Source organism: Peribacillus aracenensis (assembly GCF_025175645.1).
GTDB lineage: Bacteria > Bacillota > Bacilli > Bacillales > DSM-1321 > Peribacillus > Peribacillus aracenensis.
This window is the reverse complement of the sequence record NZ_JANZMJ010000003.1, coordinates 216690-231388: the sequence shown is the minus strand read 5'-3', so window position 1 is coordinate 231388 and position 14699 is coordinate 216690. Positions and strand designations below refer to the sequence as shown.

The following is a 14699-nucleotide window of genomic DNA, read 5'->3' as shown; positions in this document are numbered from 1 at the left end:
AGGTCGGTTTTTTTTTTGACAAAAGGACAAGGTGATTGGAACGTGTGTGCGAGAATCCTGCGGGAAAGCGAGTGCCTGAAGTGAAAATCATCGTTTGTACAAACCTTTAAAATCCGTATTCAAATTCGATTTTCAGTCGGAACCCGCCTCCATAAATGTTCATGTATGTTCCGGTAACCCCTTATCTTTTCTTTGCGAATAAAAGTATAAATGTAGCGAGCGGACCCAAAAATAATGATAGCAAGAACCAATTCAATGCCGTTCTATTTTTTCCTTGAGCAAGTCCGGCGTTTATGAGTGCCAATGTCCCCCAACCTACAAAATAAGAGTTATCCAATTCCTTCACACCTTCCTTCATCTTAAATGATAGTACCATTCATGAATATTCCTGTCATTTCCTGAAATGCCTAACACATTCAGGGAAAAAATTAGAGCGCACCTTTTAAGCTGAAGAAATTAGATATCACTATATTCCTGTTAAATAACATCTGAATATTGACAAAACAAGTGCATTTTTGCCATAAATAGAGTATTAATGAATGTAGTTTTGCAAAAAACATGTAATTATTTGTTGATTTTAGTATAATGTTCGAAGCGAAGATTAATTAGAGAAAGCATCATCAAGATACCATTCTGTAGTTGGTGTGAGTTTGCAGGGGGAATGAAAATGGATGAAAAAGATAAAAAATTATCTAAAAAGGAACATATCCAAATGAAATTGTTAGAACAGCAAGGAGAAGCCAAGCTGGTTCGTAAAATCATCATGATTACGATAGCTTCGCTTATTTTACTAATTGGGATTGTTGGTCTTGTGGGCTTTTTATATATCAACTCAGCCATGAAGCCAGTCGATCCGGATGATGATACCATCAAGAAAGTGAAAATCCCAATCGGTTCTTCCGTTAACGGAATTTCAACGCTGCTTGAAGAGCAGGGAATAATCAAGGACGCACGCGTATTCAAATATTATATTAAATTCCGCAATGAATCCGGTTTTCAGGCAGGGGAGTATAAATTATCACCTTCCATGCCTATTAAGGATATCGTCACAAGCATCAAAACCGGAAAGCTCATGAAAGAAGCTGCAATGAAGATAACGATTCCTGAAGGAAAGCAGCTGAGCCAAATTGCTGATATCATCGCAGTGAAGACGGGTGAAGATCCGAAAAAGGTCTTTAAGAAATTGAATGATAAAAAGTTCGTAAATTCCATGCAAGAGAAATTTCCGCAGCTCTTGACGTCGGAAATTGAAAATGAAAAGGTTTTATATCCGCTTGAAGGGTACCTTTTCCCGGCTACTTATGACTTTTATGAGGAAAAGCCGACCCTGGAGTCGATCGTCATCGAGATGCTGAAGAAAACCGAAGAAACATTGCAGGCTTACGAGAGCCAAATGGACAAGAACGGTTATTCCGTGCACCAGATGCTGACCTTCGCTTCGCTTGTCGAAGAAGAGGCGACGGCGCAAGTCGATCGCGGAAAAATAGCTTCCGTCTTTTACAATCGTATTGAGGAAGATATGCCGCTTCAAACGGATCCGACCGTTTTGTATGCGAAGGGTTCACATAAGAGCAGGGTATATTATAAAGACCTTGAGGTGAAATCCCCTTATAATACGTATAAGAACAAGGGACTGCCGCCAGGGCCGATAGCCAATGCCGGAACTACGTCGATCGATGCGGTACTGAAACCTGAGAAAACGGATTATCTGTACTTTTTGGCCACACCTGAAGGGGAAGTCCTTTACTCCAAGACCTTGGATGACCACAATAAAAAAAAGGCAGAGCATATTTCCAATAAATAAATGAAAGCTCTTTTCGTAAAGATTGTTGTTTTTAAAACGAAACAATTTAAGGTTGATTGGAGCGGAAGTGCGAGACTCCTGCGGGAGCAGCGGGCCAGGTGAGACCCCACAGGCGTTTACGCCGAGGAGGCTCACCGCCCCGCCCCGCGGAAAACGAGCAATGGAGAGGAAATCAACCACACCGCAATACTTGGTTAAGAACAAAGTATGCGAAAACTTCCTGAATGAAAAAATAGCAATGAGACTGTGGGGGGAGAGATATTACTTTCCCCTTGTTTTTATGATAGAATAGTACAAGTGAATTTTTGATCCGATTCTTATCGGTGACGTAACTCGGCGAATGCCGGGTTTTATTTTGAAAGATAAGGAAATGTAGATCGTCAAGCATACTTGTTTCAGCTCCTTGTGAAGAAATTGTCCAATCAATTTTTTCATGTTACTGACCAAGCGCTTTTGTTTTCCTTATAAATGGAGGAAACGTTTTGAACGGAAAAATAGAACAATATCTTCATTCCTTAATTCCGGAGCGTACGGGTTTGCTTAAGGAGTTGGAAGATTTTGCGATGGAAAATAATGTGCCGATCATGGAGCCCGAAGGCATTGAGGTGCTGCTTCAGATTTTAAGGCTTCATCAGCCAAAGGCGATATTGGAAGTAGGTTCGGCAATTGGCTATTCGGCCATTAGGATGGCTGAGACCCTTCCGGAAGCCCGAATCGTCACACTTGAACGGAATGAAGCCCGTATTGAGCAGGCAAGGGCTAACTTCAAGAAGGCGGGACTGTCGGAAAGGATCACCCTCATTGAAGGGGATGCCCTTGAAGCGGGACCGAAAGTGATGGAACACGGTCCGTTTGATATCATCTTCGTTGATGCAGCTAAAGGGCAGTACAAGCGATTCTTTGAACTGTTTGAACCATTCCTTGCTGATGCTGGCATTATCATTACCGATAATGTTTTATTCAAAGGCTTGGTTGCCGAAAACATTGAAGAAATGGAAATGACGAGAAGAAAGCGAGCCCTTATAAAAAAAATAAGAGACTTTAACATCTGGTTACATGACCATCCCAACTTCGATACCGTAATTTTGCCGATTGGTGATGGTGTGGCCATTAGTAAACATAGAGGTGACAAAAATGAAAAAGCCTGAATTACTTGTGACTCCGACAAGTGTCGATCATATGACAGAACTCATCGATGCTGGCGCTGACGCCTTCGTCATTGGCGAACAACGTTATGCGCTTAGGCTGGCAGGGGAGTTCAAACGTGAAGATGTGGAGAAGGCGATTGAGCTTGCACATGCTGCGGGCAAGAAAGTGTACGTATCGATGAACGCCATTTTCCACAATGAAAAAGTGGACGAGCTTGAAGGGTACGTCACATTCCTTAAAGAGGCTGGTGCCGACCGGATCATATTCGGTGATCCCGCAGTCTTGATGGCTGTCCGTGCCGTGGCACCCGATATGCCTCTGCACTGGAATACAGAGATGACGGTAACGAACTGGTACACATGTAATTACTGGGGGAAACGCGGTGCTGTCCGTGCCGTTGCTGCCCGTGAGATAAGTCTGGACGAGATAGTGGAAATGAAGGAAAATGCCGAAGTGGAGATTGAAGTCCAAGTGCATGGCATGACATGCATGTTCCAATCGAAGCGGACGCTCCTTGGTAATTACTTTGAATACCAAGGCAAGGCATTGGAAGTGGAAAATCGGAAGGAACAGCGAAATATGTTCTTGCATGATAAGGAACGTGAAAATAAATATCCGATTTATGAAGATGAGAATGGTACACATATCATGAGTCCGAATGATATGTGCATGATCGATGAACTGCAGGAATTGATTGAAGCGGAAATCGATTCACTGAAAATCGAAGGATTATTACAAACACCGGAATATATCATTGAAATGACAAAGTTATATCGGGAAGCGATTGACGTATGTGCTGAAGACCCTGACCGCTATGATGATGTGAAAGCGAAACTTTTTGAAAAAGTCAAAGCGGTTCAGCCGGATAACCGTGAGTTGGATACCGGGTTCTTCTTTAAAGAATCGGTTTATTAAAGAAAAGGGTAAGAGAAAGAGGAGGAATAGCCTTGAATGCTATTGCTGATAAAATTTCCAAGATCGTTGATGGAAAGAGAGTCATTGTAAAAAAACCGGAATTGCTGGCTCCGGCCGGCAACCTTGAAAAATTAAAAATTGCCGTACATTACGGCGCGGATGCCGTGTTCATAGGCGGCCAGGAATATGGTCTTCGTTCCAATGCAGGCAACTTCACGTTTGAGGAAATGAAGGAAGGCGTCGAATTCGCTAATAAGTATGGTGCTAAAGTATATGTAACAACCAATATCTTCGCACATAATGAAAATATCGATGGTCTGGATGAATACCTGGAAGGTCTTCAGGAGGCTGGGGTTCATGGCATCATCGTCGCCGATCCATTAATCATCGAAACATGTAAAAGGGTCGCTCCGAACGTCGAGATCCATTTAAGCACGCAGCAATCGCTGTCGAACTGGAAGGCTGTTCAGTATTGGAAAGAGGAAGGCTTGGAACGTGTCGTTTTGGCACGTGAGACGAGTGCTGATGAAATCCGTGAAATGAAGGAGAAGGTCGATATCGAAATCGAGGCTTTCGTTCATGGGGCCATGTGCATTGCGTATTCTGGACGCTGCACCCTTTCGAACCATATGACGGCGCGTGATTCGAACCGCGGCGGATGCTGTCAGTCTTGCCGTTGGGATTATGATTTATATGAGTTGGATCAAGACGGGGAAAAGGCTTTATTCGATAAAGAAGATGCCCCATTCGCAATGAGTCCAAAAGACTTGAAGCTGATTGAATCACTGCCAGGCATGATTGAAATTGGCATAGACAGCTTAAAAGTCGAAGGAAGAATGAAATCGATTCATTATATTGCAACAGTTGTCAGCGTCTATCGTAAAGTGATTGATGCGTATTGTGCCGATCCTGACCATTTCAAGATTAAACAAGAATGGCTGGAAGAGCTTGATAAATGTGCGAATCGTGAGACGGCATCATCGTTCATGGAAGGGGAAATTCCTGGGTATAAACAGCAAATGTTCGGGAATCATACCGTAAAGACTCGCTTCGACTTCGCAGGATTGGTGCTTGATTACAACGAGGAAACTAAAATCGTTACCATGCAGCAGCGTAATTTCTTCAAGCCCGGGGATGAAGTGGAGTTTTTTGGACCGGAAATCGAAAACTTCACTCAAAAAATCGGTACGATCTGGGATGAGTCAGGTAAGGAGCTGGAGGCAGCCCGCCATCCGCTTCAAATTGTCCGCATTCAAGTAGATAATAGAGTTCATGTGAACAATATGATGCGGAAGGAGAATTGATATGACAAGAAAGAAACCAGTGGTCATCGGAGTTACCGGAGGGTCGGGATCAGGTAAAACAAGTGTTACCCGTTCCATTTTTGAATTCTTTCAAGGGCATTCCATCTTGATGATCGAACAAGATTATTACTATAAAGATCAAAGTCATCTGCCTTTTGAAGAGCGCTTGAAAACAAACTATGATCATCCGCTTGCATTTGATAATGATTTGCTAATCGATCACATTAACGCATTGCTGCGCTATGAAACGATAGAAAAACCCGTTTATAATTATTCGATCCATACGCGTTCAGAAGAAATCATCACAGTGGAGCCCCAGGATGTCATCATCCTAGAAGGGATTCTTGTGTTGGAGGATGAGCGCCTCAGGGACCTGATGGATATGAAGCTTTATGTTGATACGGACGCAGACTTGCGGATCCTTCGTCGGATGACCCGTGATATTAAAGAACGGGGCCGTTCCATAGATTCAGTCATCGAGCAATACATCAGTGTCGTCCGTCCGATGCATAATCAGTTCATAGAACCGACGAAGCGTTATGCCGACATCATCATTCCAGAAGGCGGTCAGAACCATGTGGCGATTGACCTTATGGTGACAAAAATTCAAACAATCCTTGAACAAAAGTCTTTTTTGTAATAACATAGCATAAATAATGATAGGTGCCATTTTCCTCCGTTTATTTAAATAATCCCATTTATTTATTGGGAAAGACTGGACAAATGTTGGAAAACGCAATACTCTATTCTTGATACAGAACGAACCGGCTGTTCACCGCAGTCGGTTTATATACTAAGGAACGGATTGTTTCTTAGTATCGAAGCGCGTACTTTTTAAGTCGCGCAATTATATATTTTGACTCGATTTCAGGGTTAAGCACTATATAGTACATAAACTTGTCACAGCGAAAGCTTGCTGTAAAGAATTTGAAGGAGTGAAGGGTTTTGGCAATTGAAAAAGAATATCCAATGACTAAAGAAGGTAAGTTAAAGCTTGAACAGGAACTGGAACAGTTAAAAACGGTTAAACGTAAAGAAGTGGTGGAAAGAATCAAAATCGCCCGCAGTTTTGGGGACCTTTCCGAGAACTCAGAGTACGATTCCGCAAAAGAAGAGCAGGCTTTTGTTGAAGGACGCATTACAACAATTGAAAACATGATACGCAATGCAAAAATCATTGAGGGCGATGATTCGAATACAGATACAGTTTCTCTAGGGAAGTCGGTAACATTCGTGGAACTTCCAAATGGAGACGAAGAAACGTATTCCATCGTAGGAAGCGTTGAGGCTGACCCATTCGAAGGGAAAATCTCCAATGATTCCCCGATCGCGAAAAGCCTGATGGGGAAAAGGGTCGGCGACAAGGTATCGATCATGACACCTGGCGGCGAAATGAGCGTGAAGATTGTATCCATCGACTAAATAAAAGCAAAAGAGGGTGTCCATGGGGCATCCTCTTTTTTATCGAAAAAGTGCCGCGTTAAATTTGTTCATAATTGTTTAAAAATTCGCACCTCGTCAACAATGGTTACGAGGTGTATTTTATGAAAAAGAAACGAATGAGGTTGCTGGCTGTTTTTTTGACCACTTTCATGCTGATGCTCATAGGCAGGCTTGCCTACATCCAACTTGTATCGACAGAATCTTTTTCAAAGCATGATGTGAACCTGTTAGAAGCAAGCGTGAATCAGCGTTCACAGATAGTAAAGATTGATGATGGACGCGGAAAGTTTTATGACAGAAACGGAGAACCGCTTGCACATGAAGAAATCCCGACGCTCGTCCTATTTCCATTTTTAAAAAAAATGACATGGCCCATAGATGAAGTGGCCTCGATAATAGGCAAATCGGAAGCGGAGTTAAAACGGGCGATAGAACAAGCGGATGAACCATTCGTATTTGGCGGGGATGAACCGATAGAGTTGACGTCCAGCCAATCGAAGGCAATCAATGAATTGAAGATTCCCGGGGTTTTTGCCGTGAATGAGAAATTATATCCTGATCAGACCCCTGCAGCGCAATTGATTGGAACGACGAATATATCGGATGCGGAAAAGAAAAAACGTTATCCGGACATGAATTTATCTCCTGAAACGAAAATAGGCAATACGGGGTTGCAAAGGACCTTCGATGAGTTCTTGCTTTCCGCTGGGGAATCCAAGCTCGTTTTTCATGTGGACGCCAGTGGAGGCCCGATGTTCGGTGTCGATGTTAAATATGTGGAACCTGCAAATCCGCTTTACCCGGTGAAGGTCGTGACGACGATCGATAAAGAAATTCAGGAGAAAGCGGAGAAGCTCGTCGATGAACGCGGGATAAAAAAAGGCGGTCTCGTACTGATCGATATCGAAAAAAGTGAAATCGTCGCAATGGTATCACGTCCGGCGCTTAATATAAAAGATCCGAATGGCGAAGGGGCCGTCAATATGATGCTGACTCAAAAAACGCCGGGTTCCGTCTTTAAAACGGTCACGGCAGCAGCTGCCATCGATTATGAAGCGGCCAGTCCCACCAGGACATTCAATTGTAATTTGACGATAGACGGCAAAACGGATAAACAGAGGGAACTGGGCATGCTGAATTTTGAAAATAGCTTTGCCCAGAGCTGCAACAGGACGTTTGCCGAATTGTCACAGGAAATAGCAGAGAAGGATCCGGAATTTTTGGACAAATATGCAAAAATGTTAGGCCTTGTTGGTGAATCGGGCTGGCAAGGGGACGTCTATCACACGGAAGTGACGCAATTGCATCATGAACAAACCGGGAAGGTCTGGCATGATGACGATTTAAAAAAAGATCCTAAAATGATTGCCAAAACAGCAATTGGCCAGCAGGATGTCCAAACGACACCACTCGCAATAGCGAATATGATGGCAACGATTGCCCGCGGCGGCAAGAAGGAACAGGTCAAAGCCGTTTCAAAAGTCGAATTTAACAATAGTACGACCGTAGTCGATTTTCCGAATCAAAGTATTGGCGGCGAGACACTGTCTCCATATACAACGATGAAGATGCAGCATCTTCTTAGGAAGGTCGTGACGGAGGAGAAAGGGACGGGCGCTTCCTTGAGGGATTTGCCTGTGGAGGTCGCTGGCAAGTCTGGAACGGCTCAGACCAATATCGAAAAAGGGCAGCTGAATAAATGGTTTGCGGGCTACTTTCCATATAAAAATCCCAAATATGCTCTTGTTACCGTAAGTTTTGAAACGAAGGAAAACAGTTCCAGCATGACGCCCCTTTTTTCAGATATTGTAAAAGTCCTGTACTCCAAGGACCAGGACAAAAACGAGAATTGACGAAAAGTGTAGGAAACCCTTCCCTTCTATCTCAGGCTAAATCATGTTAAAATGAGGCAGTAAGAAATGGTAAGGGAGGAATGGACCTTGGGCTCACGTTTCAATCAGAGAGATCAAAAAAGAAAAGTAAATAAAATATATAATATTGCAATCACCATCGTTTCCATTTTAATCGTCATTGTCGCAGTCTCGATTTTCTTAAGTGATGATGGCACGGATTCAAAAAAAGCCACGACTGAGCCAAAGCAAATCGCTGATACAGATTCGGGGAAAGTAGCGGACAAGCCTGCTGGCAAAGAAGAAGAAACGGATTCTGAGAAGGAAGACGCAGTAGGAGATAGTAAAGCAAAAGAAGAAGGTAGTAAAGCAACAGAGGAAGATGCAGAAGATAAGGCTGAAGATGGTGCTGATCCAGAAAAAGCAGGAGATGCCGAACTTGTGGAAGTGGACGGCAGCGGCGATGGCAATGTTGCGTCTACATATACGAGTGAGGGCTGGAAACCAGTTGGAACTCAGCAATCCGGGGAGCATACTACAAGCTTCGACAAGGGCTCGGTCGATTGGAATGAAATGAGTAAAGCCATAGCAAGCGGGGCTGGAATCGATGAAGGCAGCATGAAGCTATGGTGGCTCCAAAACGGCGGTTCGCCCAGCACGGCAATCGGTACCGTTTCTGAAGGCGATAATCCTAAAACCTACCGCGTTTATATTGAATGGGTGGACGGATCAGGTTGGAAACCTGTAAAAGTCGAAGAGCTGAAGACAAACGATAAAAGGTAATGGTCAAAAATTTATATAAGAAAACCCCCGAAAGGAATTTCACTTTCGGGGGTTTTTCATGGTGATCACTTTTTTGCTTTAAAGTGGACGACTGCACTATAAAAACGTCTGCCTTCTTCACTTACATACATTTGGTGTGACACGGATTCCACTTGAAGCATGATTGCTTTATTGATTTCAATTTGTGATTGGATTTTTTCTTCAAGATTCTTAATGCTCTCTGCCTCGAAAAATTCTATTTTATCTTCGAATAAGTTTAAGTCGAGTTGAAAACTCATGACTGTTCCCCTCCAACATTCAGATACTGATAGTTTAACACCATTTTGGCCGAATCTGAACCGGTTGAATGATTTGCCTAAAAACAAGAACTGTTTCTGTGTCTATTTCATATTATGCTTATAGGTTTTATTATCTTATCATAAAAGGTGATTAAAAATGGGCAGAGAATTTATAGATTTATTTGAAGAGTGGTCGAAATCGTATGATGATACCGTTGGTGGACACGATATTGAGTATCAAGAGGTATTTAAACATTATGATAGTATATTGGACAGCGTCACGGATCGGGCTCATGGCCATGTGCTGGAGTTCGGAGTAGGTACTGGGAATTTGACGGAAAGACTTTTGAAGAAAGGCCTGAAGGTATCGGGAATAGAGCCTTCACCTGCGATGAGGGAAATAGCGGTAAGCAAGCTGGACGGAAGAACAGAAGTTGTGGATGGCGATTTCATCGATTTTCCGAAGCCGGAACAGGTTGATTCGATCGTGAGTACGTACGCGTTTCATCATTTAACCGATGAAGAAAAAGAAAAAGCTATAGCCAACTATGGAAAGTTACTGAATACTGGTGGTAAAATAGTGTTTGCGGATACGATGTATCAATCAAGGGAAGCGCATGAACAAGCGATTCAAGATGCAAGGCAGGCAGGCTTTCATAATTTGGCAAACGATTTGCAAACCGAATATTATACTACGATTCCTTTTTTGGAAAATGTTCTTGAAGCAAACGGATATAAGGTGAACTTCGAGCGCTGCAATCAATTTGTCTGGATTATGGAGGCTGAAAAATTATAGGAAGAGGTTTTTACTAATGAAGGTAGCCATAATCGGAGCAATGGAAGAAGAAGTTACGATTTTACGTGATAAATTGGAAGGTTTGGAGCAGGTGACCATTGCCGGTTCCGAGTTCAATACAGGCACATTGAATGGTGTCGAGGTCATTTTGCTTAAGTCGGGAATCGGTAAAGTGAATGCGGCAATGTCCACTGCGATCCTGTTAGAAAAATTCAAACCGGATGCGGTCATCAATACTGGCTCTGCCGGCGGTTATCATCCAGCACTTAATGTAGGGGATGTGGTCATATCCTCGGAAGTGCGCCATCATGATGTCGATGTGACGATTTTCGGATATGAATACGGTCAAGTCCCTCAGCTGCCTGCAGCTTTCACGCCGGATGAGAAGCTTTTCGCGATAGCGGAGGAAGCAGCAAAAGAAATCGAGGATATACAAGTGGCAAAAGGGTTGATCGTGACGGGGGATTCTTTCATGAATGATCCTGACAGGGTTGAATTCGTCAGAGGGAAATTCTCCGATTTATACGCGGTGGAAATGGAAGCGGCAGCCATTGCACAGGTAGCCTTCCAATTCAAGACACCGTTTGTCATCATTCGTTCCCTTTCGGATATCGCAGGTAAGGAGTCCAATATTTCCTTTGATAAATTCCTGGAAACTGCGGCTCTCCATTCAGCGGCACTGATTTTGAAAATGGTTGAAAAAATGAAATGAATGGTAAGTGATCAGCGGAAGCCTTTCTGCTGATCATTCTTTATTGCATAATTCTTATTAAGTTGGTAGGATAACTATGAAAGGATGTCCGAATATGAAAGTCTTTCAAAATATTCATGAGTTGATAGGGAAAACTCCGGTAATGGAAATCACCCATTTCCCGCTTCCGGATGAGGTCCGTATCTTTGCCAAACTGGAATACTTTAATCCGGGAGGCAGTGTGAAGGATCGGCTTGGTCAAGAACTGTTAGCCCAAGCATTACAGACAGGGAAGGTGAAAAAGGGCGGGACGATCATCGAACCGACTGCCGGAAATACTGGGATTGGCTTGGCGTTGGCTGCGATAAACAGTGGAGTCGACGTGATATTTTGCGTTCCAGAGAAATTCAGTGCCGAGAAACAGGAATTGATGCGTGCCCTTGGAGCGAATGTGATCCAGACCCCGACAGAGGAAGGAATGACAGGGGCAATCGCAAAGGCTAAGGCGCTGCTGGCTGAGATTCCGGGATCATATTGTCCCCAGCAGTTCGCCAACCCATCCAATCCTGATGCATATTATAAAACGCTGGGACCTGAAATATGGGAACAGATGGAAGGCGATGTGGCTGTGTTTGTAGCCGGTGCCGGGACGGGCGGGACATTCATGGGAACATCGCGATATTTAAAAGAAAAGGACGCTGCTGTCAAAACGGTCATAGTCGAACCAGAAGGATCGATTTTAAACGGCGGCAAGGCAGGACCCCATAAAACAGAGGGGATCGGGATGGAATTTTTACCTGCCTATATGGATGAAAGGTATTTTGACCAAATCCATACGGTAAGCGATCTTGAAGCTTTCCATATGGTAAAGGAATTGGCGATTAAAGAAGGCCTCCTTGTCGGCAGTTCTTCAGGCGCGGCATTTGCAGCGGCCATGAAAGAAGCGGCAAAGGCCCCACGGGGGTCGAATATCGTCGTCATATTTCCGGATTCCAGTGAACGATACTTAAGCAAAAAAATTTATCAGGGAGGTATTTAAAATGAGAAAGAAAACACAATTGATCCATGGCGGCATTTTTGGTGATGAAAAAACAGGAGCGGTTTCGGTGCCGATTTATCAAGTGAGCACCTATAAACAGGATGGTCCGGGGAACCATCGGGGATTTGAATATTCCCGTACAGGAAACCCAACCCGCCATGCCCTCGAAGAATTGATCAAGGATCTCGAAGAAGGAAAAAGAGGTTTTGCCTTCGGATCAGGAATGGCAGCGATGACCGCGGTTATGATGCTGTTCAGTCAAGGTGATCATGTATTGATGACAGATGACGTTTATGGAGGGTCTTTCAGGGTCATCACTAAAGTGCTTAACCGCTTCGGGGTGGAAGCTACGTTCATCAATACGAGTGACATCCACTCGATCGAAAAAGAGATAAAGGACAATACGAAGGCATTGTTCATTGAAACACCGACGAACCCATTATTGAAAATCACCGATCTGGAAGAAGTATCGAAAATAGCTAAAGAAAACGGTATCCTCACCATTGTGGATAATACCTTCAGTACGCCATACTGGCAAAATCCGCTTTCACTTGGAGCCGATATCGTGCTTCATAGCGCCACGAAGTACCTGGGGGGACACAGCGATGTTGTAGCGGGTCTTGTCGTGGTGAATGATGAGAATCTTGGGAATGACCTTCATTTCATCCAAAACTCTACAGGAGGCGTGCTAGGGCCTCAGGATTCATGGTTGCTTATGCGAGGCATTAAAACGCTGGGAATCAGGATGGAAGAACATGAAAAAAATACATCTGAAATCGTCCGTTTCCTATCCGGGCATAAAGACGTTTCGAAAATCTATTACCCGGGTCTTGAAAACCACCCAAATCATGATATTGCCAAAAAACAATCGCGTGGATTCGGCGGTATGGTTTCATTTGATGTCGGCAGTGCCGAAAAAGCTGAATCCGTTTTGAATAAAGTGAAATTCTTTACGCTTGCGGAAAGTCTGGGGGCAGTGGAGAGCTTAATTTCCATTCCGGCTTTGATGACACATGCTTCCATTCCGGCAGAGCGCCGTGCAGAGCTTGGAATAACGGATGGGTTGATTCGTATTTCAGTAGGTCTGGAAGATGTAGAAGACTTATTGGAAGACTTGGAACAAGCGCTGCAAGGATAATCGGAGAAGGACCGCTTCATTGCTGACTGCCATTATTTACACCCCTGTCATTTGGAATAAATATGGTAGAATGAGATATCGATATCTTATAAGCTTGAAAGAAGGTGGAATGGCATGAAAAACCGCAAAAAACAAACGGTTGCATTGCTGCGTTCGAAAATGGTCGATTTTAAACAATTTGCGATCACTTTGTTATGTGTGGGTTCGTTCTTCTATTTAGGAACCATCCTTCCCTCTGGCGACAAAGCGATGATTGACACATATGTCTATATGGGAGCGACCATAACGTTCCTGGGCATGTCCATAGTATTTTTCTCATTATCCAAAAAATACAAAAAGATCTTGGCCGAAATGGATGACCAAGAGTCTTTACAATAATAGAAGCAAACCTGATTCTTAATGGAATCAGGTTTTTTTTACTAACGTTGTTTCCCAATAGGGGCAGATTTACCATACTACTTGCCTTTTTAGGTAATAATAGCCCTTGAAAATGGGGAAAAAGATGGAAATTTCAAAAAAATAGGCAAAAGCCGTTTACAAATATTGAATTTGTGGATATACTTACCAGGTAATAAAAAATATTCCAAAGGAGGTCGAAGAAAATGACATTGTATCTATATGGAGTCGCCACTATCAGCCGGTCCGTTTCAATTGACAATCACATAACATTCGACCTGTGCCAAGCGGAATATTTCTAAAGCAATTTGGCTTTATTAATCATTCAGACATAGCGGCCGCAGGGAGAAGTGTTTTATCCTGCGGCCTTTTTATATTTTTTAAAAATCCCGCAGGAGGACGTAACTTTCTGCGGCCTTTTTATGCCTTTTTGTTGGGCCGCTCCCTTAAAGGAGGTGATATTATGACACTGAATATGCTTTTTTTCACAATCACGATTAAAATGAAAAAAATGACTGCCGAGGAATGTTTGCAACAGGAGAGATTCCACAAGATTCGGGAAGAACATCTAGATAAGGCGTTGAAACATCGTCCTTTTTTCTAAAAATACGAGGTTGGTATTCCGTTCATAAAAAAATTAAGAAAGGTGGAGGTTAATATGTTCAATTTGTTAAACGTAAGAGGAGAGAAGCGTTGCTATTGGCAGGAGAAGGATACCGGCTAACGCTGCCCGCGCATCCCAAGCCTTGTCATGGTTTGTATAAAAGGCATCATGATAAAGTGAAGGTATGGTTAGTAATGGTTATGACGCTGCTTAACTAGGAACTGCAACGTTGGAAATGAATATGTAAATGGAAAAACTCGGCACTCGGGCCGAGTTTTTTCTTTGCCTGAATCAGCAGCACGGACCTGATCCTCCAAAACCACATCCGCATCCCGGCAGCCACCAAAACCCGAAAATGAGCAATAAAATCAGGAGGACAATAAACAGGCCATAACCAAAGCAGTAACCGGACCCTGCATAACAAGGCGCGGGAGCCGGATAACCATAGCTGCATCCGTATGGTCCATAGTTATATCCCATCGAAAAAACCCCCTTTCCCTAAAAAATTC

General features: G+C 43.4%; 17 protein-coding genes. 14 read left to right on the top strand and 3 right to left on the bottom strand.

What is annotated here, in order from left to right; genetic code table 11:
• Positions 1 to 181 precede the first annotated feature (181 nt).
• Positions 182 to 376, bottom strand: a complete 195-nt coding sequence (locus N0M92_RS05405; protein ID WP_260284847.1) for a hypothetical protein — start codon at positions 374 to 376, stop codon at positions 182 to 184.
• Between the two features lie 291 nt (positions 377 to 667).
• Here N0M92_RS05405 and mltG point away from each other — a divergent pair, with 291 nt between their 5' ends.
• The 8 genes from mltG (at position 668) to N0M92_RS05365 (ending at position 9248) form a co-directional block, all read left to right on the top strand.
• On the top strand, positions 668 to 1804 hold the full coding sequence (mltG, locus tag N0M92_RS05400) for an endolytic transglycosylase MltG (protein ID WP_260284766.1): 1137 nt from the start codon (positions 668 to 670) through the stop codon (positions 1802 to 1804).
• Positions 1805 to 2286: 482 nt separating this feature from the next.
• Entirely contained in the window at positions 2287 to 2952 is a 666-nt protein-coding gene (locus tag N0M92_RS05395; protein ID WP_133352886.1) for an O-methyltransferase, read from the top strand.
• The gene (locus N0M92_RS05390) at positions 2939 to 3868 is read left to right on the top strand and encodes a peptidase U32 family protein (RefSeq protein WP_260284765.1); all 930 of its coding nucleotides are present in this window, start codon (positions 2939 to 2941) and stop codon (positions 3866 to 3868) included. The genes N0M92_RS05395 and N0M92_RS05390 overlap by 14 nt, the downstream gene beginning before the upstream one ends.
• Positions 3869 to 3900: 32 nt before the next feature.
• Complete coding sequence (locus N0M92_RS05385) at positions 3901 to 5172, top strand: peptidase U32 family protein (protein WP_260284764.1); 1272 nt, start codon at positions 3901 to 3903, stop codon at positions 5170 to 5172.
• 1 nt (position 5173) lies between these two features.
• Positions 5174 to 5812, top strand: a complete 639-nt coding sequence (gene udk / locus N0M92_RS05380) for a uridine kinase (RefSeq protein WP_260284763.1) — start codon at positions 5174 to 5176, stop codon at positions 5810 to 5812.
• A gap of 305 nt (positions 5813 to 6117) precedes the next feature.
• Positions 6118 to 6594, top strand: a complete 477-nt coding sequence (gene greA / locus N0M92_RS05375) for a transcription elongation factor GreA (protein WP_192205694.1) — start codon at positions 6118 to 6120, stop codon at positions 6592 to 6594.
• Between the two features lie 122 nt (positions 6595 to 6716).
• Positions 6717 to 8468, top strand: a complete 1752-nt coding sequence (locus N0M92_RS05370; RefSeq protein WP_260284762.1) for a peptidoglycan D,D-transpeptidase FtsI family protein — start codon at positions 6717 to 6719, stop codon at positions 8466 to 8468.
• Positions 8469 to 8555: 87 nt separating this feature from the next.
• Positions 8556 to 9248, top strand: a complete 693-nt coding sequence (locus N0M92_RS05365; RefSeq protein WP_260284761.1) for a YrrS family protein — start codon at positions 8556 to 8558, stop codon at positions 9246 to 9248.
• A 65-nt stretch (positions 9249 to 9313) separates the two neighbouring features.
• Here N0M92_RS05365 and N0M92_RS05360 read toward each other — a convergent pair whose 3' ends face one another.
• Positions 9314 to 9526 (bottom strand): DUF2536 family protein, encoded by a 213-nt coding sequence (locus N0M92_RS05360; protein WP_048682770.1) that lies wholly within the window; start codon positions 9524 to 9526, stop codon positions 9314 to 9316.
• 157 nt (positions 9527 to 9683) lie between these two features.
• Here N0M92_RS05360 and N0M92_RS05355 point away from each other — a divergent pair, with 157 nt between their 5' ends.
• The 6 genes from N0M92_RS05355 to N0M92_RS05330 all read left to right on the top strand — a co-directional run bounded on the left by N0M92_RS05355 (position 9684) and on the right by N0M92_RS05330 (position 14190).
• Complete coding sequence (locus N0M92_RS05355; protein WP_260284760.1) at positions 9684 to 10322, top strand: class I SAM-dependent DNA methyltransferase; 639 nt, start codon at positions 9684 to 9686, stop codon at positions 10320 to 10322.
• A gap of 16 nt (positions 10323 to 10338) precedes the next feature.
• Complete coding sequence (gene mtnN / locus N0M92_RS05350; protein ID WP_098369738.1) at positions 10339 to 11034, top strand: 5'-methylthioadenosine/S-adenosylhomocysteine nucleosidase; 696 nt, start codon at positions 10339 to 10341, stop codon at positions 11032 to 11034.
• Between the two features lie 94 nt (positions 11035 to 11128).
• A complete protein-coding gene (locus N0M92_RS05345; RefSeq protein WP_260284759.1) occupies positions 11129 to 12052 on the top strand; it encodes a PLP-dependent cysteine synthase family protein in 924 nt (307 codons plus the stop codon).
• 1 nt (position 12053) lies between these two features.
• Positions 12054 to 13190, top strand: a complete 1137-nt coding sequence (locus tag N0M92_RS05340) for a bifunctional cystathionine gamma-lyase/homocysteine desulfhydrase (RefSeq protein ID WP_260284758.1) — start codon at positions 12054 to 12056, stop codon at positions 13188 to 13190.
• Between the two features lie 114 nt (positions 13191 to 13304).
• Positions 13305 to 13568, top strand: coding sequence for a YrhC family protein (locus N0M92_RS05335; protein ID WP_260284757.1), 264 nt, complete (start codon positions 13305 to 13307; stop codon positions 13566 to 13568).
• Positions 13569 to 14049: 481 nt separating this feature from the next.
• On the top strand, positions 14050 to 14190 hold the full coding sequence (locus tag N0M92_RS05330; RefSeq protein ID WP_260284756.1) for a YrzI family small protein: 141 nt from the start codon (positions 14050 to 14052) through the stop codon (positions 14188 to 14190).
• A gap of 291 nt (positions 14191 to 14481) precedes the next feature.
• On the opposite strand, the gene N0M92_RS05325 is transcribed toward N0M92_RS05330, so the two are convergent.
• A complete protein-coding gene (locus tag N0M92_RS05325; RefSeq protein WP_260284755.1) occupies positions 14482 to 14670 on the bottom strand; it encodes a hypothetical protein in 189 nt (62 codons plus the stop codon).
• Positions 14671 to 14699 lie beyond the last annotated feature (29 nt).